This window comes from Deltaproteobacteria bacterium (assembly GCA_040223695.1).
Classification (GTDB): Bacteria; Desulfobacterota_D; UBA1144; order Nemesobacterales; family UBA2774; genus JAVKFU01.
Window position 1 is genome coordinate 42323 of the sequence record JAVKFU010000019.1, and the last position, 22051, is coordinate 64373.

At 47.5% G+C, this 22051-nt stretch carries 26 protein-coding genes; 21 read left to right on the forward strand and 5 right to left on the reverse strand.

The window, feature by feature from the left end; translation table 11 throughout:
• The first annotated feature begins 43 nt into the window (after nt 1–43).
• The 7 genes from RIG61_12195 (at nt 44) to RIG61_12225 (ending at nt 6130) form a co-directional block, all read left to right on the forward strand.
• Nucleotides 44–1198: a GNAT family N-acetyltransferase gene (locus RIG61_12195; GenBank protein MEQ9619917.1), complete on the forward strand. Its 1155-nt coding sequence runs from the start codon at nt 44–46 to the stop codon at nt 1196–1198.
• 78 nt (nt 1199–1276) lie between these two features.
• Nucleotides 1277–1618, forward strand: coding sequence for an ATP-dependent Clp protease adapter ClpS (gene clpS, locus RIG61_12200; GenBank protein ID MEQ9619918.1), 342 nt, complete (start codon nt 1277–1279; stop codon nt 1616–1618).
• On the forward strand, nt 1615–3858 hold the full coding sequence (clpA, locus tag RIG61_12205) for an ATP-dependent Clp protease ATP-binding subunit ClpA (protein ID MEQ9619919.1): 2244 nt from the start codon (nt 1615–1617) through the stop codon (nt 3856–3858). The genes clpS and clpA overlap by 4 nt, the downstream gene beginning before the upstream one ends.
• A gap of 9 nt (nt 3859–3867) precedes the next feature.
• Nucleotides 3868–4608, forward strand: a complete 741-nt coding sequence (locus RIG61_12210; protein ID MEQ9619920.1) for a hypothetical protein — start codon at nt 3868–3870, stop codon at nt 4606–4608.
• Between the two features lie 121 nt (nt 4609–4729).
• Complete coding sequence (locus tag RIG61_12215) at nt 4730–4945, forward strand: hypothetical protein (protein MEQ9619921.1); 216 nt, start codon at nt 4730–4732, stop codon at nt 4943–4945.
• A 175-nt stretch (nt 4946–5120) separates the two neighbouring features.
• Complete coding sequence (locus RIG61_12220) at nt 5121–5669, forward strand: zf-TFIIB domain-containing protein (protein ID MEQ9619922.1); 549 nt, start codon at nt 5121–5123, stop codon at nt 5667–5669.
• A 224-nt stretch (nt 5670–5893) separates the two neighbouring features.
• Nucleotides 5894–6130 carry a hypothetical protein gene (locus tag RIG61_12225; protein MEQ9619923.1) on the forward strand — a complete coding sequence of 79 codons (237 nt, stop codon included), beginning with the start codon at nt 5894–5896 and terminating at the stop codon, nt 6128–6130.
• 5 nt (nt 6131–6135) lie between these two features.
• Here the strand turns inward: RIG61_12225 and RIG61_12230 are convergent, their stop codons facing one another.
• Nucleotides 6136–6606 (reverse strand): hypothetical protein, encoded by a 471-nt coding sequence (locus RIG61_12230; GenBank protein ID MEQ9619924.1) that lies wholly within the window; start codon nt 6604–6606, stop codon nt 6136–6138.
• A 197-nt stretch (nt 6607–6803) separates the two neighbouring features.
• On the opposite strand from RIG61_12230, the gene RIG61_12235 reads away from it, so the two are divergent.
• Nucleotides 6804–7445, forward strand: a complete 642-nt coding sequence (locus RIG61_12235) for a TetR/AcrR family transcriptional regulator (protein MEQ9619925.1) — start codon at nt 6804–6806, stop codon at nt 7443–7445.
• Between the two features lie 90 nt (nt 7446–7535).
• Nucleotides 7536–8687 carry an acyl-CoA dehydrogenase gene (locus tag RIG61_12240; GenBank protein ID MEQ9619926.1) on the forward strand — a complete coding sequence of 384 codons (1152 nt, stop codon included), beginning with the start codon at nt 7536–7538 and terminating at the stop codon, nt 8685–8687.
• A 417-nt stretch (nt 8688–9104) separates the two neighbouring features.
• On the opposite strand, the gene RIG61_12245 is transcribed toward RIG61_12240, so the two are convergent.
• Together RIG61_12245 and RIG61_12250 are read right to left on the reverse strand one after the other, a co-directional pair.
• Nucleotides 9105–9626, reverse strand: a complete 522-nt coding sequence (locus tag RIG61_12245; GenBank protein MEQ9619927.1) for a hypothetical protein — start codon at nt 9624–9626, stop codon at nt 9105–9107.
• Nucleotides 9627–9959: 333 nt separating this feature from the next.
• Nucleotides 9960–10229, reverse strand: coding sequence for a hypothetical protein (locus tag RIG61_12250; protein MEQ9619928.1), 270 nt, complete (start codon nt 10227–10229; stop codon nt 9960–9962).
• A gap of 45 nt (nt 10230–10274) precedes the next feature.
• On the opposite strand from RIG61_12250, the gene RIG61_12255 reads away from it, so the two are divergent.
• The 3 genes from RIG61_12255 to RIG61_12265 are packed head-to-tail and all read left to right on the forward strand — an operon-like array spanning nt 10275 to nt 11837.
• On the forward strand, nt 10275–10640 hold the full coding sequence (locus RIG61_12255; GenBank protein ID MEQ9619929.1) for an AraC family ligand binding domain-containing protein: 366 nt from the start codon (nt 10275–10277) through the stop codon (nt 10638–10640).
• 15 nt (nt 10641–10655) lie between these two features.
• A complete protein-coding gene (locus RIG61_12260; protein ID MEQ9619930.1) occupies nt 10656–11237 on the forward strand; it encodes a DNA-3-methyladenine glycosylase I in 582 nt (193 codons plus the stop codon).
• 30 nt (nt 11238–11267) lie between these two features.
• Nucleotides 11268–11837: a GNAT family N-acetyltransferase gene (locus RIG61_12265; protein MEQ9619931.1), complete on the forward strand. Its 570-nt coding sequence runs from the start codon at nt 11268–11270 to the stop codon at nt 11835–11837.
• 73 nt (nt 11838–11910) lie between these two features.
• Here the strand turns inward: RIG61_12265 and RIG61_12270 are convergent, their stop codons facing one another.
• Nucleotides 11911–13491 (reverse strand): DEAD/DEAH box helicase, encoded by a 1581-nt coding sequence (locus tag RIG61_12270; GenBank protein MEQ9619932.1) that lies wholly within the window; start codon nt 13489–13491, stop codon nt 11911–11913.
• Nucleotides 13492–13774: 283 nt separating this feature from the next.
• On the opposite strand from RIG61_12270, the gene RIG61_12275 reads away from it, so the two are divergent.
• From RIG61_12275 to RIG61_12315, 9 genes are all read left to right on the forward strand, one after another.
• Entirely contained in the window at nt 13775–14218 is a 444-nt protein-coding gene (locus RIG61_12275; GenBank protein MEQ9619933.1) for a transcriptional repressor, read from the forward strand.
• A gap of 17 nt (nt 14219–14235) precedes the next feature.
• Nucleotides 14236–14946: an energy-coupling factor ABC transporter permease gene (locus tag RIG61_12280; protein MEQ9619934.1), complete on the forward strand. Its 711-nt coding sequence runs from the start codon at nt 14236–14238 to the stop codon at nt 14944–14946.
• Nucleotides 14947–14956: 10 nt separating this feature from the next.
• Nucleotides 14957–15781, forward strand: a complete 825-nt coding sequence (locus RIG61_12285; protein ID MEQ9619935.1) for an energy-coupling factor transporter transmembrane component T — start codon at nt 14957–14959, stop codon at nt 15779–15781.
• Nucleotides 15769–16626, forward strand: a complete 858-nt coding sequence (locus RIG61_12290; protein ID MEQ9619936.1) for an ATP-binding cassette domain-containing protein — start codon at nt 15769–15771, stop codon at nt 16624–16626. The genes RIG61_12285 and RIG61_12290 overlap by 13 nt, the downstream gene beginning before the upstream one ends.
• 540 nt (nt 16627–17166) lie before the next feature.
• Complete coding sequence (locus RIG61_12295) at nt 17167–18549, forward strand: hypothetical protein (GenBank protein MEQ9619937.1); 1383 nt, start codon at nt 17167–17169, stop codon at nt 18547–18549.
• Nucleotides 18550–18574: 25 nt separating this feature from the next.
• Nucleotides 18575–19558, forward strand: coding sequence for a metal ABC transporter substrate-binding protein (locus tag RIG61_12300; protein ID MEQ9619938.1), 984 nt, complete (start codon nt 18575–18577; stop codon nt 19556–19558).
• A 70-nt stretch (nt 19559–19628) separates the two neighbouring features.
• Nucleotides 19629–20351, forward strand: a complete 723-nt coding sequence (locus tag RIG61_12305) for an ABC transporter ATP-binding protein (protein ID MEQ9619939.1) — start codon at nt 19629–19631, stop codon at nt 20349–20351.
• A gap of 15 nt (nt 20352–20366) precedes the next feature.
• A complete protein-coding gene (locus RIG61_12310; protein MEQ9619940.1) occupies nt 20367–21221 on the forward strand; it encodes a metal ABC transporter permease in 855 nt (284 codons plus the stop codon).
• A 14-nt stretch (nt 21222–21235) separates the two neighbouring features.
• On the forward strand, nt 21236–21715 hold the full coding sequence (locus RIG61_12315; GenBank protein MEQ9619941.1) for a hypothetical protein: 480 nt from the start codon (nt 21236–21238) through the stop codon (nt 21713–21715).
• 62 nt (nt 21716–21777) lie between these two features.
• Here RIG61_12315 and RIG61_12320 read toward each other — a convergent pair whose 3' ends face one another.
• Nucleotides 21778–22038 carry a Trm112 family protein gene (locus tag RIG61_12320; GenBank protein MEQ9619942.1) on the reverse strand — a complete coding sequence of 87 codons (261 nt, stop codon included), beginning with the start codon at nt 22036–22038 and terminating at the stop codon, nt 21778–21780.
• Nucleotides 22039–22051: the final 13 nt, after the last annotated feature.

Sequence of the window (22051 nt, forward strand, 5' to 3'; positions counted from 1 at the left end):
ATATTATCATGCTTAGGCATATATAAAGATTGGTTGAAACATTATGGGAACCGAGTACCACCTGACCGTACATGATTCCATCTCCGGGATAGACAAAGATCAGTATAACGCTATAGCCGACGCCCGGAATCCTTTTCTCGAATACGAATTTTTGGAAGCGCTGGAAATATCGGGCTCTGTCGGGCCGCACACTACCTGGGACCCGCGCCACATCATTCTGAGGGATAAAGACAGGATAATAGGAGCCATTTCAGCATACATCAAGCTTGACTCCTACGGCGAGTATATTTTCGACTGGGAATGGGCCAGGGCATTCGAGAACGCGGGGATCAGCTATTACCCCAAAATAGTCGTGGCCATCCCGTTCACACCGGCTACGGGTGCGCGGATACTCGTCCATCCCGAATACCCCTTTAACCAATGCGCCGAAACCATGGTCAAGAGCCTGATCAGCCTCTGCGCTCAGGAGAACTGCTCATCGATTCATGTGCTTTTTCTAACCGAGGACGAGCGTGTGTTTCTGGAAAAAAGGGGATTTCTTACAAGAAAGACGCATCAGTACCACTGGAAAAACCGTAACTATAAATTATTCGAGGATTTTCTCTCCGATATCCGTTCCGGGAGAAAAAAACAGATAAGAAAAGAGAGAAAATCCCTGGCTGAAGAGGGTCTGGATATCCGCATCATTGAAAAGGACGACATCACAGAGGAGCACATGAATGCGATCTGGGATTTCTATAGCGATACGCATTCGAGAAAATGGGGAAGCGCGTATCTCAACAGAGAATTCTTCGACCTCATGTACGAAAACTACCGGCACCGCATAGTTCTGCTTATGGCGAAATCCGGCAATAAATGGGTGGGCGGCACCTTTAACATAGTTAAGAACGACAGACTATTCGGACGCTACTGGGGGACGCTTTATAACTACAGGAATCTCCATTTCGAGTGTTGTTTCTATGGATTAATAGATTATTCTATAAAGAAGGGGATAAATGTTTTTGAGGCCGGGGCTCAGGGGGAGCATAAATTTTTAAGGGGTTTTGCGGCGGTGCCGACTTACAGCTCACATTTAATCATGGATGAGACGGCAAACAAGGCTATCGGAGATTATCTGCTGCGGGAAAGGGAATACACGGACAACCTGATAAGGAAATACAACATGCAGTCGCCCCTTAAGTACTTGTACGGCAAGTAGAAAAATTAAAATGCGTGCATAGATTACATATTGTGAATTTAAAAGCACGTTAAGGCGATAATATCAGGATAGTAAGGAATGGGAGACAAAAAAATAACGCCGGAGGATCTCGAGGGAGAACTTCTTACTGAAGAGCGGGTCAGATTAAAGCGACCCGACATGTATAGAATTTTGCTGTTAAACGACGATTATACGCCCAGAGAGTTTGTAGTCTGGGTTTTGATGAGGGTATTTTACAAGGGCCAGGAGGAATCGACGAGAATAATGCTTGAAGCACATACTTCCGGTAAAAGCGTAATTGGAGTTTATACATACGACGTCGCGACCACAAAAATAGTGCAGGTTGACAAGCTGGCCAAACAATACGAGCATCCGCTCCAGTGCATACTGGAAGTAGAGAGCGGCGGTGAGGAAGAATGACGCTTTCAAAAGAACTTGAGGAAACACTCAAAAGGGCATACGAGCAGGCCAAGGTAAGAAGGCATGAGTTTATAACTCTTGAGCATATATTGCTGGAGCTGACCTACGACCCCGACGCGTCGGACGTACTGGCCGGATGCGGGGTCGATCTGGAAAGGTTAAGGTCGAACCTTGAGCAGTTCATAGAGGAAAACATGCCCCCTGTCGATTCCGAATACCTGTCGGACCCGCAGTACTCGGCGGGAAGCCAGTTCGTTCTCAGGCTGGCCGCGATGCACGCCGAGTCGGCGGACAAGTCCCAGATAAACGGCGGCAACATTCTGGTCGCGATGTTCAGGGTCGATGAATCCCATGCTGTGTATTTATTGAACGAGCAGGGCATAAACCGCTATGATATCGTAAGGTACATATCGCACGGGGGCGCGACATACGGCCAGCAGGAAAAATCCACGAGCATAGCAAAAACCGACGCACAGACCGAGCAGATACCCAAAGACCCTCTGTCCGAATACTGCTCGAATCTCGTTAAAAAGGCCAGAGACGGTAAGCTCGACCCCCTGATCGGCCGCGAATCGGAGATCGACCGCACGATTCACATACTGGCCAGAAGGCGCAAGAACAATCCGATCTTTGTCGGTGACGCAGGAGTGGGAAAAACCGCTATCGCCGAAGGGCTCGCGCTGAGAATAGCCGAGAATACAGTCCCGAACGCGCTTGAGGGCACGGATATATACGCCCTCGACATGGGCTCGCTGACTGCCGGCACCCGTTACAGAGGCGACTTCGAGGAGAGGCTCAAAGCCATAATCGACAATGTGAAGGGCGATGAGAAAAAAGTACTGTTCATCGATGAAATACATACCGTAATAGGCGCGGGAGCCGTTTCGGGAGGTACTCTCGACGCTTCAAACATGCTCAAGCCCGCTCTGGCGAACGGCGAAATACGCTGTATCGGAACGACCACGCTCAAGGAATACAGGAGCGTTTTTGAGAAAGACCACGCGCTCGCGAGGAGATTTCAGCGGATAGACGTCTATGAGCCGAGCCAGGATGAATGCGTCAAAATACTGCAGGGGCTCAAGAAATACTACGAGGATTTTCACAAGGTCAAATATTCCACCCCCGCGCTCAAGGCGGCCGTCGAGCTATCCGCAAAATACATGAACGACAGGAGGCTCCCCGATAAGGCGATTGATTTAATCGACGAAGCCGGGGCCGACGTAAAACTCAGAGACTACGAGTCGGAGATAAAGCAGGTAACGGTCAAGGACATAGAAGCCCTTGTTTCAAAGATAGCCAAGATTCCTTCACGCACCGTAAAGGTCGATGACAGAAACAGGCTCAGGACGCTGGCCGCCGATCTCAAGAAGGTTATTTTCGGTCAGGATAATGCTGTCGATAAACTGGTCACCGCTATTCAGATGTCGCGCTCGGGTCTGAGCGAGCCCAATAAGCCAGTCGGGAATTTCATGTTCGCCGGCCCTACAGGGGTAGGCAAAACGGAGCTTGCGAAGCAGCTCGCCGAGGCGCTCGGCATAGAGTTTATACGCTTCGACATGAGCGAGTACATGGAGAAGCATACCGTCTCCCGGCTCATCGGCTCTCCTCCGGGGTACGTCGGGTACGACGAGGGCGGGCAGCTCACTGAAGCGGTCCATCAAAACCCGCACGCGGTTCTGCTACTGGATGAAATCGAAAAGGCGCATGAGGACATCTACAATGTACTGCTTCAGGTAATGGACCACGCGACGCTTACGGACTCTAACGGAAGGAAAGTGGACTTCAGGCAGATAGTGCTCATTCTCACGACCAACACCGGTTCGAGGGAGAGCAGCCAGAGAACAGTCGGATTCGAGAAGGATGAATATGAAGACAAGAGTGTCCAGGCTATAGAGCGCTACTTCAGTCCCGAATTCAGAAACCGTCTCAACGCCACGCTCCATTTCAACGCGCTCACCAAAGGGGTGGTTGAAAAGATTGTGGACAAAATGGTCGGGCAGCTCGCGGACAGGCTCAAGGCAAAGAAGGTCACTCTCGAGCTTACGCCCGAGGCGAGGTCGTACATCGCGGACAAGGGCTACGACAGGCAGCTCGGCGCGAGGCCGATCCAGCGTCTCATAGACAGCGAAATCACTCAGAAGCTAACTCACGAAATCCTGTTCGGCAACCTCTCCACCGGCGGAGGAGAGGTGAGGATTGTAGTTAAAGACAACGAGCTTGGGTTTGAGTTTGGGGAATAAATATTAAAAATGAATAAAATCAGAGTAATACCGAAAGAGACTATGGAAGCTAAAGAGTGTATATCTATACTCAGAAAAGAAAATGGAAAAATAATAGGATTTTCAGAATCCGAACGCCAAGGTACAGAATCATCTGCAATGCTTGAAAAAGATGGCACTATCTCTTCATCATTGAAAGGAAAAAGCCCACAAGGCGAGCAGGATACCCTACTTGCAGGTCAGATATTAATTAATGTGTTAAACCGTTCTGGCGACAATTGGTCACAACCAGAGCGCGTTGGCGATGATGATGTTGCAGATTGTGTGGCATACGATCTAGATAATCCCAAAAAAATAATTGAGATACAGGTTGTTAGAGTTGTAATAGAGCAAAAATTCTGGAAAAAATTATCAACTAAAGGGGAAGTAAACAAAAAAGGAAAACCATTACTATTCGAGTCGGATATAAAAACTTCGATTGAAATGAAAGCATCTGAAGCCAAAATTCCAAGCAGCTACCGTAAAAATATCGTGCTAGCACTGGATGCTACCCGATTAGCAGGCCACACATTCCGCCCGGTTGTCAACCAATTCTGTGATAACTTTTCGGAATATGCAAAATCACTAGGCTTTCACTCCATTTGGATTGTCGGGCTTTGGGAGGTTTTAACTTTCCGATTAGACCTAAACCCATCCAATAACTCAACAGAGAATCTTGAACAAATCAACAAAGGAAAATCAGCCAATGAACCTAGCAAATTCAAGGTTTAAAACTAGCCCTGTCATTTTTCTTTTTTCATTGATCTTATTCTTAATAATTTTCAATCACACTTTCGCCCTCGAAAGCCCGATTGAAATAGCCCAAGGCTCCAAATCGAGCGGCAATGCGGTTATGAAAGAGATCGAGAACGGCCGCGACTTTAAAGGCATGAGCAAAGAGGAAGTAATTGAGGCGATAGGGGAGCCGTGGCAAAAAGACACTACGCCCGAGAAGGCCAGATATGACGAAAAATGGATTTACAGCTGCGAGACGCAAATGGGGCTGAACTATGACTGCGTTTACCTCTATTTCATGGGCGGCCGGGTGGTTAAAGCCGACGTTCTCTAGCTAAAAGAATTACTTTCCGCATGAGCCGGTTGCCAAACCGGACTTCATTCCGTATTGCATACGGAATATAGCAGCCTGAGCCTCAGCCGGGCAATTGCAATAATTACCAGAAATGGCATTCTAATCTATATATTATGTTCGTATTTTCAAGATTTAACTTGTACCGGGAGAAATCATGAAAAAATGTCCGAAGTGCGGTATTGAATTAAAAGAGAAGGTCATAGGGCCGGTAAATGTGGATGAATGCGAGTCGTGCAAGGGAATCTGGTTCGAGAAAGGCGAGCTGCACGAAGCCGAAGAGGCCGTAGATGAAAACCTGAACTGGTTCGACTTCGACATATGGAAGCACCCTGAAAATTTCAAGTCCAAAGAGACCGACCTCAAATGCCCGGTTTGCGACCTTAATACCCTCAACATCGAATACGGGCACACAGGAGTCGAGGTAAATTACTGCCGGAGCTGCCACGGCATCTGGCTCGAAAAGGGCGAATTCCCCAAAATCATAGAGTCTTTCGAGGACGAGATCGCGAATAAGACCTTTTCCGATTATCTCCACGCGAGCATAGACGAAGCCAAGGAAATCGTGACGGGTCATGAATCATTTATGTCGGAATGGAAAGACCTGTCCTCGATACTAAAGTTAATGCAATACCGACTCTTCGTAGAGAAGCCGAAATTAATCGAAACATTGACCGAGCTCAACACCTTGAATCCATTCAAATGACCGAATCGGCTAAACGGAAAACTGCTATATCGTTCCGGACCGGTTAATTTTCGAAAATGGAAGGTACAGCCTTGGGACAACGAAGCGGAGTTTCGCGCCAACAATAAAAATAAGACCCTGCTGAATACAAAGTAATCTCCTTAAATCTACCGGTATATGTACCTGAACAAATTAGACAGAAATCGGTGTATAGTTTTTTAAGACTAAAATCAGGGAGGAAAGCTATGAAAATCGACCTTTACACGAAAGTAATGCTCACGCTCATCGCGATAGGGCTCTGGGGAGTCCTCCTAAAGCCGCTTTTTATAACCGAGCCTGTAATTGCGTCAAACGGCATAACGGATGTGAACATACAGAGAATTGGCGGGAAGAGCGTCGATAAAAGAACCCTCAACGTCAATATCAGGAAAGTGGGAGGATTCGACGTAACAACGCCGAATCTGCCCGTGAAAACGAAATAAGCAGTCTAGAGCAGCGGATCTAATACACCGGACATTTTATCGTTGCTTACTTCCCCGCTCCCGTCGTAAACGACTTTGCCTTCTTTATCATATAGCGTTACGTGGGGTATGTAATTTTTATAATGACGGTCGCGCAGGTCTTTCTGCTCTTTGGAAAGCGGGGAGTTCAGATCGACAACAATAAAATCCACCTCGCCGTTGTATTTTTGATACAGCTCGACTGTCCTTCTGGCCTGACGCTTGGAGTTATAACACTCGCGGTGATAAAAAATCACATAGGCCGGTTTGCCATTTTTAATCTCGCCGTCAGACATATTGTCCCCGGTTATAAGCGGGCCGTCGTCGGAATCGCTTGAGTAATTCAGGTCGGGGTTCAGTTTGAGGCCGGTAGCCGGGAATCCGTTCGGTACGAATGCAAATAACGCAACGACCACCAATACTGCCGGGAAGACCTCCGCGAGTTTCATGATATTCATCTGTTTTCCCCCCGTCAGTTAAAGTTTGTTTACAAATAATATACGCCAGGAATCCTGGCACGGTTTCATTCGGTTATCTATTACTTACTTAGAATTCTTTATGTTTACGATAAATTCATGAGAGTAGAGCAGTATTCCAACTTTATGTTATTCTATTGATTCCTTTAAATTCCTGCGTATTATCAATCAATCTGACTATGAAAAACAAGAGCGGAGCAACAGACTCAAAGACCCGGATAGCCTCCAATATAAAGGATAAGGACCTTATAAGCGTCAGAAGGCAGGAGCTGGTGAACGCCGCTGTCGAATTATTCGTGAAGAAGGGGTTTCACAAAACCACCGTGCGCGAGATAGCGAAAGAATTCGGCATGAGCATGGGCGCTCTCTACGACTATATCAGGACCAAAGAGGATATATTATTTCTCGTCTGCGATTATATATTTAAAAGCGTAAGCGAAAAACTGGAAAGCTCTCTTGTAGGCAAAAAGGACCCCAGAGAAAATCTTAAAAACGCCATACGAGATTATTTTACGATTATCGATGAAATCCAGGATTACTCGCTGCTTTTATATCAGGAAACGAAATCTCTGAACCGCAAGGAAAGAAACTATATACTCTCCGCTGAAAACGATTTAACCGGGATATTCGAGAACATCATCGTGCAGGGAATCGAGGAAAAAGTATTCAATATCGACAGAAGCACCGCAAAGATAGTTGCTCATGACATAATGGTACAGGGGCAGATGTGGGCATTCAGGCGCTGGGCGATCCAGAAGGACTACACACTCAAACGCTACATCAAGATTCAGACCGAGCTTATACTGAGAGCGATTCAATAAAAATTTGTTGACTTTTTTCATGTATGTTTTTATAATGTATAAGCGAGCAAGCGCTCGGTCGGCCAACTTAACCCGGGGAGGTGTCTTAAGATGTCCATAATAAATCTTTCTGAAGAACAGGAGCTGATTCAAAAAACCGCACGGGATTTCTCAATCAATAAAATTAAGCCCGTCGCCGCAAAAAATGACCGCGAAGGCAAATTCCCCAAAGACATAGTCGCTGAAATGGGGGAGCTCGGCTTCATGGGAATGATAGTGCCTGAAAAATACGGGGGGAGTGAGTTCGACTGCCTATCCTACGTTATAGCGCTTGAGGAAATATGCGGGGCGTGCGCCTCTACAGGGATTATCATGTCCGTTAATAATTCCCTCGTATGCGATCCCGTTATCACCTACGGCACAGGAGAGCAAAAGAACTCTTATCTGCCCGATTTATCGAGCGGGGCGAAGCTCGGATGTTTCGCGCTGAGCGAGCCCGAGGCGGGCTCGGACCCGGCGGGCATGAGAACACTCGTTGTGAAAAAAGGAAAAAGCTACATAATAAACGGCACGAAATCCTGGATAACCAACGGCGCCGAGGCCGACGTCATGATACTGATAGCCGCAACCGATCCTTCCAAGAAACACCATGGAATTTCAGCATTCATAATAGACATGGACACACCGGGGGTAAAAGTCGGAAAACTTGAGCACAAACTGGGAATCAAAGCCTCAAGCACGGCGCAAATATTCTTTGAGGATTGCGAGGTACCGGAAAGCGCAATGCTCGGAACGGAAGGGCAAGGATTCAAAATCGCCATGAATACCCTTAACGGCGGCAGGATCGGGGTTGCAGCGCAAGCAGTGGGTATCGCCCGGGCGGCGTTTGAGGAATCCGTCAGATATTCAAAGGAACGTAAGGCATTCGGCAAGAGTATCTCCGACTTTCAGGGGCTTCAGTTCATGATTGCCGATATGGCGACGAGAATCGAGGCATCGAGGCTTCTCACGTGGCAGGCTGCTGTAATGAAGGATAAAGAGGTTAATTACTCGAAACAGTCCGCAATGGCGAAACTCTTCGCTTCGGAAACCGCAATGTGGGTCACGACGAAGGCGATACAAATCCACGGAGGCTACGGTTACACGGTCGACTACCCTGTCGAAAGGTACTTCCGCGACGCCAAGATAACCGAGATATACGAAGGCACTTCCGAGATACAAAGGAATATAATAGCCAGAGAAGCACTCGGAGAGACAAAATAGACAAGGGTCATCCCGCCTACTCACGCGCAATCGTTTTGGGACATAAAAACCTGAGCACAACTCCAATATACTCACACCCGGGCGAAACGGCATGGGACGGAGCCCTTCTTAGATGAGGCAATGTAGCAATAAACATTATGAACAACTAAGCTTGAAATATATTTAATAATTACAACAGCTTAAATAAAAAGAGGCCCTCGATAATCTGAGGGCCTCTTTTCCTCAAGGAGGATGGTATAGGATGTGCTTTTGTTTATCGATGTGCTTCTTATTCTATTTATTAGGATACCAAACGGGATAAAAAGGATTCAGACTTTTTTCATCCGGTTGCACTTCACCCTGATTATGCTAGAAAAGCCGGGCCTGATTGTTCTGCTCTCGGCCTGGCGGAGATTAATTTTAATGACCCGCTTTAATTCAGCTGCCCTCTTTTTTACTGACTTTTTGGGCCCAGCCCTTTACAATCTTAACGGTAATGTAATTACCCACGCTGACGCCTTTTAATTTCTCATTGGACACCGCAACGTTAAACACCTTGTCGTTAGACATCTTAATTCCTATCAGGCTGTCGGTCGCGCCTTCCTCTATGGTTACGACTTCACCCGCCACCCACTGAGCGCCGCTGTCCTTCTTTTCAGGCCTGGGCGTTTGCGGCGTATTATCTTCTGCGATTTCCACCAATTCCGCCCATCCCTTGATTATTTGTACAGTGACCACATCACCCACGTTTACTCCCTCCAGGAGGTCGTTAGTTACGGCGACATTAAAAGCCTCACCATCAGCCATCCTTAAACTCATTAGGCTCTCGTTCCGACCTTCTTCCATCGACACCACTTCCCCGGTTATCCACTGCGGCCCTCCCTCTTCCTGGGCCTGAGCCAAGCCCACAGAAGCAATAACTGCAAGAATAAAAGCACAGCTTAAAATTTTTCTTATCATTGCAATGCCCTCCTGATATTGTTTTTTATTGCTGAAACCGGAATACGACCAGCACGTTTTACCTAAGTGTAAATTTTATAAAACTTCGATGCAACCAAAACTTTATCAGGACTGATATCCGCTCTTGCCATCCCGAATCATCTGATTTATAGTGAGTGTTGAAGATCCGGGTTTGAATTTAACACCTGGGGAAACCCGCGAGGGGGGGTCGCATGTTATGTTAATGTACAACAAATTAAGCTGGTGGTACTGACTCCTAACGGTTGTCTTTTTAACACTGGGAGTAGCAGGCTGGTTCGCGGGTTTCTATTTCGCAATCGCCCTGTCAGCCGTTCAGGTCGTACATTTTAGTATAAGGGAAGGCGAAATCACGGCATTCCCCGTGCAGATTCGCATCGCCTTTTTAATATGGATGATAGTCGCTCTATGGGAGCCTCTCCGTTTTTTATACTGGATTCCCGTTGTCGGCACATGGGCGATGGTGCTTACCGGATACTGCTTTCTCGCCAGATGCATGTCGATAATGCCGTGGAACCTGAGAGAACCAATATCGGCCTCACTTCTCAAACGTACATTTTTTTCGCCGCCCGTTAAAGGAAACATTAAGCAGGGACTACCGGAAGAATCTGTTTCAGAAGGTCAGGCTTGATGCCCATACTGATCGAAAAGCCCACAATTATAGAAGCGGCGGGGAATAAACCGAAAAAGATCGAAGAATATGCGGGCAGGGTCAATTCCAATCATACGGATGTCAGCGTCGCTCGGATGACGTCACCCGAGGGATGGCTTGAGCCGGGGCAGAGTCCGGAATTCCGGGAAATAACCGTGGTGCTTGAGGGCACGCTCATAGTCGAGCACGAAGGCGGGGCTCTGGAAGTAGGCGCGGGGCAGGCAGTGGTCACAAACCCCGGCGAGTGGGTGCGGTACAGCACGCCTGAACCAGGGGGCGCTAAGTATATAGCCGTTTGCCTTCCGGCATTTTCCCCCGAAACCGTAAACCGCGATCCGGATTAAAGAACAGGAGAGAGCATGAAAAACCGGTGCGAATGGCCGGGTACGGATCCTCTGTATCTGGATTATCACGATAACGAATGGGGCGTGCCGGTGCACGATGACCGCCAGCTTTTCGAAATGATAGTGCTCGACGGCGCCCAGGCCGGGCTTAGCTGGATAACCATTTTAAGGCGGAGAGACTCGTACAGGAAGGCTTTTGACAATTTCGATGCCGGTAAAGTCGCGCTGTATGACGACAAAAAAATCGAGTGGCTCCTGAAAGACCCGGGGATTATAAGAAACCGTCTTAAGGTAAACTCCGCTGTTAGTAACGCGAAGGCGTTTCTCCGTGTGGTCGAGGAGTTCGGTACGTTCGACGAATATATATGGCAATTCGTAGGTCACCGTACTATACACAATAAATGGAAATCTTTAAATGAACTGCCCGCGAAAACACCTGAGTCGGACGCCATGAGCAAGGACCTTAAGAAAAGGGGGTTCAGCTTCGTAGGCTCCACGATATGTTACGCATTCATGCAGGCAGCGGGAATGGTGAACGACCACGTCACCGACTGTTTCAGATATAGTGAAATAAAGAAGATGCCCTCTGCTAAATAAATAATGACCGAAGATAGCCGAGACGCAGTCATGTACCGCCCTGCTGAAAAGGCCGACTGCAGAACAATCGCAAAGCTCTTCAGTATCGCTTCTGACGGCGTGGCGGACTATGTCTGGACAAAGCTTGCCGAGCCGGGGGAAGATATTCTGGAAGTCGCGGAGAGGCGTTATTCCAGAGATGATCTACTCTTCGGTTATAAAAACTGTGTCGTTGCGGAGTTGGGCGGGGAGGTAATCGGAATGATGGTTTCATTTCCAATGTACTCTACTGAAAATGCCGAGCCGGAAGCGGAGGCGGACCCGGTTCTGGCGCCCTACAGCAAACTCGAGCAGCACGACAGCTACTACATTAGCGGAATTGCCGTTTTTCCCGACTATCGAGGAATGGGGATAGGTACTAAATTCCTGGAGATTGCAGAGCGGAAAGCAAGAGAAAACAAGCTTTCCCGGATAAGCCTGATTGTCTTCGAGCAGAACGAGGGAGCAAAGAGACTCTACGAGCGTCACGCCTTTTATGAAACCGCACGTGAAAAGGTCGTACCGCATGAGCTGATACATTACACAGGATATGCTTTACTTATGGTCAAAGATATCAATTAGACGATCTCGAACCCGTCCGGCAGTAAACTGTTAAAAATATTCAAGAAACCATTTTAAATGGGGCAACGCGGACTTAGGCGTATTTCCGGGTTTTTTTGGCCTTTGTGATATAAGGCTCGGAACCTTTTTTCTTTCCCCTGAAGTATGACAATAATACTTCCGCTTCGTGAAAAGGAAGGGTTACAAAAGAGAATTTTTCGAGTATTTGGATGTCTTTAATTTCACTGCTTTTTATGTGGCATTTTTTCTTTATGAAATTCACGAGCTTCTTTCGTGTGAAATCGTCCCTTTTTCCCTGAGCCACAAAGAGCCTCGTTTTACCCTTGAGGTCGGGGGCGGTATCGCCGATCTCGTTATAATCATTCTCGGCGAGCTTATCCCTGAAGGAGTTCTGAATAAGAGCCGCTACAATATGCTCCGGCTTTTCATCTTTTAAGAGCTCTTTGGACATCTCGACGTACTCACTATCGGGATGGATTTTCACTATATTTTCCAATTCGGTTTTAATCTTGTTTTTTCTCGTTTTAATGACGTCGGCAACCTTCGGCAGAGAGGCTTTTCTAATATCGGTTTTTGTTTCTTTGACTATGTACTGAAGTTTTCTGTACTCCTCAGGCGTAATAAACGTTATGGCGTTTCCTTCCCTCCCGGCGCGTCCGGTGCGCCCGATCCTGTGGACGTAGGACTTTGAGTCCTGAGGAAGCGCGTAATTGATGACGTGCGTCAGATTTTCCACATCTATTCCCCTCGCTGCAACGTCGGTCGCCACAAGAACGTTCAGCATACGCTTTTTAAATTTGTTCAGTATCTTTTCTCTCTGGTTTTGGGACAGGTCGCCATGCAGGGCGTCCGCGTCATAGCCCCTCTTGCTCAGACGGCTGGCGACCTTATCGGCATCCACCTTCGTCCTGCAAAATATGAGGCCGAAGAAATCTTCTTCAACGTCTATTATTCTGCAAAGGGCTTCAAACTTGTCGGACGCCGAAACTTCAAAATAAATCTGATCGGTCTGGCTTACTGTAAGCGGCTCATTTTGTACCTTTAGCGTCTCGTATTCACGCATGTATTTCTTTGCGATCTGCAAAACCTCTCTGGGCATGGTAGCCGAAAAAAGCATTGTCCGCTTTTCGCTTGCGGTGTGGTCCATTATTTTTCTCACATCATCGATAAAACCCATGTTCAACATCTCGTCGGCTTCATCCAGAACCAGATAAGAGATGTTATCTAGCTTCAGCGCGCGGCTTCCCAGGTGATCGAGTATCCTTCCGGGTGTCCCCACAACAACGTCAACGCCTTTCCTCAAGCTTCTCAGCTGAAGGTTTATAGACTGTCCGCCGTAAACGGGAACAATACTCAAGTTCTTATTTCCTTTTAAAGAATTAATCTCCTCCGCCACCTGAATAGCCAGCTCCCTCGTCGGAGTAAGGACAAGCGCCTGTACCGTGCCCGAGTTTTCCCGAAGCAGCTCAATCAAGGGAATCCCGAACGCGGCGGTTTTACCCGTACCGGTCTGAGCCTGTGCGACAATATCGCTCTCACTTTCGAGAACCGCGGGTATGGTTAACTCCTGAATGCTGGTGGGCACTTCATAGCCCTTTTGCTCAAGGACTTTTAACGTATCACCCGACAAACTTAAATCTTCAAACGATTTCATAAAATAATACGCTCCTTTATATTTCTTCCCATTTGGAACCTGACAGAATCAAATATCAAAATTTTACGTGGAATGGTTGAATTATTGACTAAGTGTTTTCTCAAATTGGTAGTGAAAAGTATTATACTCTAAAATACGCAACTTTCACTAGTACCAGATTTATTATAGGCACGTAGAAATGATTGAGGAATTATATGTGCAAAATTGACAGCCTAAGTATAAATGCTTATAATTGAGAATCTTTCTCAATTAGAGATCGCCTAACGCATAATAAACTGGAAAAATGAAAAAGACATCGTTCAATATAGAAAATGCGGACAGTTTGAGAGCTATTTTTCACAAGAAGAGCTTAAAGTGCACTCCTCAGAGGCTCGCCGTACTTAAAGTCCTTCAGGATAACGCGGCTTATCTGTCCATAAATAATATACATTTGAAAGTGAAGGACCTTCTTCCGGAGACAGGACTCGCCACTGTTTACCGCTCGCTTGAGACCCTGGTCGAGCTCGATCTGGCCGTGAAGGTGCATCTGGAGGACGGGTGTCACAGCTATGCCATAGCGCCCGAGGGGCACCGCCACCCGGTAGTCTGCACGGAATGCAATAAGGTCATCGAATTCGCCGACTGCCCGCTCGACAAATTATCCGAAAAGCTGTCCCGGGATACGGGCGTGCTTATACAGAATCATTTCCTTCAGTTATTCGGCAAGTGCAGGGAATGTCAGGCTTGAGAAGAGGGAAATAATAAATGTCTCACATGCATATACCCGACGGCGTGCTTCCTATTTGGATCGTTTTGATCGGATGGGTAGCCACGGCGCTGATTCTGTCTTTCTGCATAAGACGGGTCAGCAGAATCGACATCAGGCGCAAGGTCCCCCTTATCGGCATCGTCTCCGCCCTTATGATCGTAGGGATGACGCTTGAGATCGTCCCCATCGCTTACCATATAAATTTAGGCGTCGTAGCGGGAATCATACTGGGGCCGGCTCTCGCGTTTATCTCCGTATTTATAGTCGATTTGATAATCGCGATGTTCGGCCACGGCGGAATAACGGTCGTCGGACTCAACACTATTGTAACGGGCGCTGAAGCCGTATTCGGTTATTACCTCTTTCAATTATTCCTGGCGCTATTGGGCAAACAATCTCCCGGCTGGGCCTCCTCTCTTGCGGTAATAGTAGGCCTTTTTTTAAGCACGAACGTTATGCTGGGAATAGTTTACGCCTCTCATATAGACCCGGTAAAGACCTTTGAGGCAGAGCATGACATTAAAGATGCCGATCATGAGGACGGTGTAAATCGGATTACGAATAAAGGGATTAACTTCGTCAGGTTCGCCAAAACCGTCTTTATTCTCGCGCCTCTCGGGTGGCTGCTTGAAGCGGTGATAACGGGACTCGTCATAAAATATATATCGCGGGTCAGGCCTGACCTGATCGCGGTGGAGAGGACTTAGAGGCTCAACCATGGACGTTGCAATAATAGATTATTACGCGAACAGCGGGTCGAGTTTTCTCCACAGAGCGAAGGCTCTGTCCAAGCTCATCTTCGCGGCCCTCGTTATCACATCCGTTGTAATCTCAAGCGATATGTACCTCCTGCTCGGAATCTACCTCTCCCTCGCCTCGCTTGTCATATGGAGCAGGCTCCCTTTGATAAAGGTCATTAGCATTGCCGCATACCCGGCGATATTTGCCCTGATTTTCGCCGTGGCAAGCTGGAACGGAAGCTGGATAAGGGCGGGCGTTATAATCCTTAAAGCGCTTACGGCGGCGCTGACAATGGTAATTCTGATAGTTACCACGCCCTACCCGGATATCTTTTCATCAATCAGGCCTGTGCTCCCCAAAATTATCGCCGAAGGCATGGTACTTACGTACAGATCGGTTTTCATCCTTCTCGAGCTCACAGACAATCTCGTTAAAGCGCTCAGGGTCAGGGGCGGGCTCACGCGGAGAAGATACCTGAAAAATATCGTGAATTTTTCATCCGGAATCGGTCTGCTTCTGGTAAGGGGGCTCGACATGTCGGAAAAATTTTACGGCGTAATGAATGTAAGGGGCTACGGAGGAAAAATGCTGGAAGGCCAGAGGGAAGAAAAAGCCGGCAGGAACGACTTCGCTGCGGTTATATTAGGCGGCTTGATTCTCACCGTCTCACTCATGATACGTTTTGAAGCCGGGCCTGTTCAATACGGCGCGTATCTGACTGCCTTCTCCGTTCTGGCGTTTATAGCTTCGGCTTTATATATCCTGCTGGAAAAACACAGGGTGATATTTTGGAAGAGTTAGTAAAGGTCAGAAATCTTAATTTTAAATATCCCGACGGGACGGCGCTTCTTTTCGACGGCGAGGAGTTTACCGTAAGGAAGGGTGAGCGCGTAGTCATGCTCGGGCCCAACGGGAGCGGTAAATCAACACTGCTGTCGCTTCTTCTGGGGCTTCTCAAGGCTTCCGGCGGTGAAATAGAGGTCCTGGGTATAGACCCCTCAAAAGACTACGAAAAGATAAGGGAGAGGGTCGGAGCGCTGCTTCAGAATGTGGACCTTCAGATTATAGCTCCCCGGGTTTGGGACGACGTATCGTTCTCCCCGAGGAATTACGGCTACAGGAAAGAAGAGACCGAAATGCTGGTCGGTGATATTCTGAAAAAACTCGACATAGAGCATCTCAAGGATAAAGTCCCGCATTACCTGAGCGGGGGTGAGAAAACGAAGGTGGGAATCGCGGGGGCGCTCGTTACCAAACCCGAGCTTCTGATACTGGATGAGCCGTTCGAGCACATAGACCCTACTTGCAGAAGCGAGCTCATCAAGCTTCTGAACACCGTAAACAGCGAAAACGGGACCGCCATTATACTATCGACTCATAATATGAATACAGTCCCGCTTATAGCGGACACGGTTTATTTAATCGCCGAAGGGGGCAGGATTGTTGGCAAGGGAACGCCGAAGGAGATATTTTCGCAGATGAAAACACTTTCACAGTGTCATATCGAGCCCCCGGTCCTGGGAGAGCTTTTTTCCGAGCTGAAGAAACGCGGCATCGAGCTTGACGTTTCGCTAACCGTCGAGGAAGCGGCTTGTACAATAGCCAACGAAATGGTAATATCGAAAAATAAGTCAGGTGTCGGATGAAACCGGTAAGAGAAATTAACAAAAGAGCGGCATCAAAGCTCTTCATCCCTTTTCTAGCCTTCCTATTCGTATTTTCGGTAAGCATTCATACCCATAGAATCAGCGTAAGCCCGGACTCTTCCATACTTATCGCGGGTTCAATACCTGCCGGCAATCACTCGGCTGCAGATTGCTCAGCCTGTTTACTACATGGGAATATTAAGCTTTCAGGCACAAGTTCTGTAATTGAGCTTATTGATTCAGGACAATCAGTTACTTTTATAGGTTCAGGCTATTTAATTCCCGATCCATTTTTAAAACTAAACAAACCGTCCCGGTCACCTCCGACCATCTAACTTAATATCCTTAATTGCGGGCTTTCTACCCTCAATCTCCTAATACGGATTTATATATCCGCTAACCGATTAGTCCCGATCTAAATGGGCTATATCGCGGATTATCCCGTCTGCCCGGCTAATCCTCCGGAATAAAATATTAAGCCCCGCGAATGAGGATATATGCCCTCGTTTATAAATTCGAGAACATTTCTGGAGGTGAATAATGAATTTGAGAAGAACTACTATTGTCCTCTTTGCCTTATCAATAGTCTCCTCCCCATTAATTAATCATAAGGCTCACGGTCAGGAGAGAGATGAAATAAAGCAGGAGCTAAAAGAGCTTAAACAGATGATGGAAAAGATGCAGGAAAGAATAGACGACCTGGAGGAAAGGAATCACGTTCTGGAGCAGCAGGCTAAAGATGAAGCTGAAACAATTGAAGTTGAAGAGGAAACGGATTTAACCGTAATAGAGCCGCCCTCAGAGGAGGGACAGACATTTCTGGGTAAAGCATTAAACACACTCAACCCCGAGATCAGCGTTACAGGAATTTTCGCGGGGGCATGGTATTCACAGGACGATCCATTTGTTTTTGCCGAGATCGATCCGCAAAACACAGGGGTAAATGTTCAGGAAATCGAGCTGGGGTTCCAGGCAAATGTCGACCCTTACTTCAGATTCGACAGCTTTTTTCCAATTACGGAAGAAGGAATAGAGATAGAAGAGGCATATGGAACCACACTTTTTAGTCTCCCTCTGAACTCACAATTCAGAGTGGGAAAGATGAGAGCCAAGTTCGGAAGGATCAACCAGATACACAGGCATAGCCAGAATTTTGTAACCCTGCCGCTCCCTGCGGCGCAGTTCCTGGGAGAGCACCTGAACCCGACCAGTATAGAGGCAAACTTTCTTGTCCCCGTGCCCTGGTATATGGAGTTAAGCGCCTCAGGCGGGAGCCCCGAGGTTGAGACCCCCACTTTTGCGAGGGACGAGGACGCTAACGATCTGGGAAGGCTGCTTTACATTTTCCATATAGCCAACTTCTTCGAGCTCTCTGAATCTCTCGGCGTAAGTCTGGGCGGCTCATTCGCAACCGGCTCCAACGGAACCGCTCCGGGTGCAAGGTCGAACCTCTACGGAATCGACCTGTTCGCCAAATACCGCCCGCTCAGAAACAATCCGTATCAGGAAATAATGCTCCAATCCGAGTTTATGTATCTGGATGCCGAAACCCCGGAAGAAAACCTGGAGAACTGGGGATGGTACGGTCAGCTTGTCTACAGATTCGCCAAGAGATGGAACTCAGGATTCAGATTCGGCATAATCGACACCAACACCCCTGTCGAAGAGGAAAAAGAAGGTCTCCTGGTAGAGCCCGCCGGTACTTTCAGTCTGCTGCGGGACGAAGAAGGAGAGGAGGAAGGCATGCTGGGCCTTTTGGGAAGAACTTACCGAATTTCACCCATGCTGACATTCAATCCGAGCGAATTTTCACGAATGCGGCTCGAATACGATTATCTGAACCAGAGCTTCGGCCCCAATCAGCACGCGATCTTTCTCCAGTTCCAGTACGCGATCGGCGCGCACGGGGCACACCGGTATTAACACGCAAATATAGGAGGTAATTTTTATGAAAATATATACGAATATTCGATTCCTGACACTGGTTTTTGCCTTTGCGTCGATTTCCATCTTTTCAGAAGGAAGAGACGCATCCGCGGAGGTGAAGATAGTTACATCGATTCCCGATTTCGCAGCCATCGCGAAAGAGATAGGGGGCGATAAAGTCGTAGTGGAAAGCCTTGCGAAGGGTTATCAGGACCCTCATTTTGTAGACGCAAAGCCGATTTTTATTACCAGATTAAACCAGGCGGATCTTCTGGTCTATAACGGTCTGGATCTTGAAATAGGCTGGCTCCCGATACTCATCACGGGAGCTCGAAATTCGGACATCGCCGCGCCTGCGGCTCTCGGCCATTACAACGCATCGACATCGATTAAAAACGTTCTCGAAATCCCGACCGCTCCTGTTGACAGATCCATAGGAGACGTGCACCCGGGTGGTAATCCTCACTATATGCTCGACCCCCGGAACGGCATTCCGGTCGCCCGAGGAATCGCGGCCAGGTTAATACGTATGGACCCTGAAAACGCCTCTTATTACGAGGAGAATTTCAAAAATTTCGCCAGTACCCTGAGGCTCAAAATAAGTGAGTGGGAGACGGAGCTGAAGCCGTTTAAAGGCACTAAAGTAGTAACTTACCACAAGATGTGGATCTATTTCACCAAGTGGGCAGGCCTTACGGAAGCGGGATACATAGAACCCAAGCCCGGCATACCCCCTTCGCCCTCCCACGTTGCAAATCTCATAAAAAGTATGGAGAAACTGCAGGTAAAGCTGATTATTGCCGCCAACTTCTATCCCGAAAAAACCGCCTCACTCGTTGCCGAAAAAACAGGGGCTGCTTTTCTTTCCCTGCCTGTACTGGTTGAGGGCAGGGACGGAATAAACACTTACACCGAGCTATTCGACGCGATCGTGGGTGAGGTTACTTCAGCGCTCAAAGATAAAACCGGGTCAGTAAAAGATTCGGTATACCGGCATAAGGAATAGGCGGGCGCTGGAAGAAGGGAAATTGCCCCCGGACAGATAATGCCAGGGGTTATCAGAAGGCCGAGAACGAATGTCAGACTTGATAAAACTCGAAGACTTAGTAATCGGATACGAGAAAAACGGTATTACGGGACCGCTTAACCTCTCGATTAAAAAAGACCAGTTCTGGGGGATTATAGGTCCGAACGGGGGAGGTAAATCCACACTGCTGAAAACCCTTACGGGTTTAATCCCTCCTGTTTCGGGAAATGTCCGGGCGGAAAAGGAATTAATTTTCGGATATGTGCCTCAGAAAGAAGGTTTCGACCCTATATATCCCATCTCTGTCAACGAGGTCGTGTCCATGGGGAGATACAGCCGGGTCTCCGCCGGAAAGAAATTAAATAAAGCAGATAAGGAAAGTGTAAGTAAAGCCATGAATAAAGTCGGCATATTTCATCTTAAGGACCGTCCTTACAGATCACTTTCAGGAGGGGAAAGGCAGCGCACGCTACTCGCCCGTGCAGTGGCGGGAGAGCCAGACATCCTTGTGCTCGACGAACCGACGGCTTTTGTAGATATAAAGGGAGAAGCCCAGATGATGGACCTAGTACGCAACATTAAAACTGAAAACAGACTGGCGATATTAATGGTAAGCCATTTCTTAAATACCGTGATGAAATATTCAGACCACATGATTTTAATAGACAAGGACAGAGGTCTTTTTCAGGCCGGAATTAAAACCGACATGCTTGAAAGCGTAAGTGTACTCAGGTTCTTCGGTAAAAACCCAGGTATGGAACAAATAGACTAGATATGCGGGAGCTTAATGGAAGTCTTCAATGAATTCTTAAACAGCTATTTCCTCTGGCGCGACCCTATGATTGCAGGGGCGTTTGCGGGAGCTGTATGCGGATTTCTCGGTGTGTATGTGGTGCTGAGAAGAATAATCTTCGTAAGCGCGGCGCTCACTCAAATCTCGAGCTTCGGCGTAGCGCTTGCGTTTTATCTGGAAGCCTACGGCACAGGCCTAGCCGTGTCGCTATTTCATCCGTTTGCGCTCTCGATAATTCTCACAGCGCTTGCGGCGCTATTCTTCGCGCTAAAAAGGGATTTCTTACGTATAAGCCGGGAAGGAGTAATAGGCTTCGGTTTTTTGATCGCCTCGGGAGGGGTAATAATACTCGGCGACAGGATTACCAAAGGCGCCCATGATATAGCGAATATTCTTTTCGGCAGCGCTGTCGTCGTCGACCCGAAAGACGTGTACATAGTGCCCGCAGCGGCGGCAATTGTTTTCATCCTGCACCGTATCTTTTTTAAAGACTTTATATTCGTTTCATTCGATGAAGAATCAGCAAGATTGTTTAAATATCCGGTCAGACTGCTCAACACCGCCTTACTCATTTCTATAGCGGTAATTGTAGCAGTCGGCACACGGGCTATGGGCGCCCTCCCCGTTTTTGCGTTCTTGGCTCTTCCGCCGCTGACATCACTTTTATTAACAGAAAAGCTCAGACTAGTTTTTCTGCTCTCGGTGATATTCGGAATATTATCCGCCGCGCTCGGATACTTTTTTTCGTTTATATTATCCATCCCAACAGGGGCCTCGATGACGGTGTGTGCCTCTGTCTTTTTTCTCATAGGTCTGGGGTGGCGGCAAGCTAAACAGCTGCTTAGATAGATAACGGGGAACAAATGATGAAAAAGTTGAGACTCGCAAACATAAAATATCTAACAACGCTATTAATAAATGCGATTATGCTGTTTAGCGGGTGTGGCAATTATGAGAATCTGACCGGGAACCTCGATTTTTTGAGATTCGAAAGCTTCAACTGTGATGTAGTCAGGGTTGAGGGCGGCGACAGCTTTTTGTGCCAGCTCCCCGACAGGGAGATTGAAAAGATAAGGCTTACAGGAATAGCTATTCTCCCGGATAAGGAAAAGGAGGCTAAAAAATATTCGGAGTCGATTCTCAGAAGGGGTACGCTCGTAAAAGTAGAACCGGCTGGAGAAGGAATAGATGAAGACGGGAGCATCGCGGCCTATGTATTCGTACCCGGTGGGGAAATGCTCAATTTGCTAATTATAGAGCGGGGGGATGCGAATCCGGTAAAAGAGGAATTGAGTGAGAAGTACATGGAAGACTTCACCGGATTAAAAAGAGAAAAGAATTGACGATGGGGGCTGAGTACGTTATCCCGGGGATGGAATATATATTCTTATAATCAATTATATGTTCAGGATACTTCATCCAGTGAAATGGACTCGTCCTTGAGCAAGATCGGTATATCGTCTCTTACCGGATATAAATACTTCCTGTCATCTTTTTGAACGAGCCCAGCGTCGATCCTTTCGGTTATCTTCTGTTTCGACCGATTGAGCAACTCCCCTTTTTCGATTAAAAGATTTATTTTTTCAACAACCTCAGGCTCCGCAAGCACAAGCTCCTGCCTCGTTTCGGGGCACACTATTATCTCCAGTAAATCTTTGTTAATCATATTAAATCTCCGG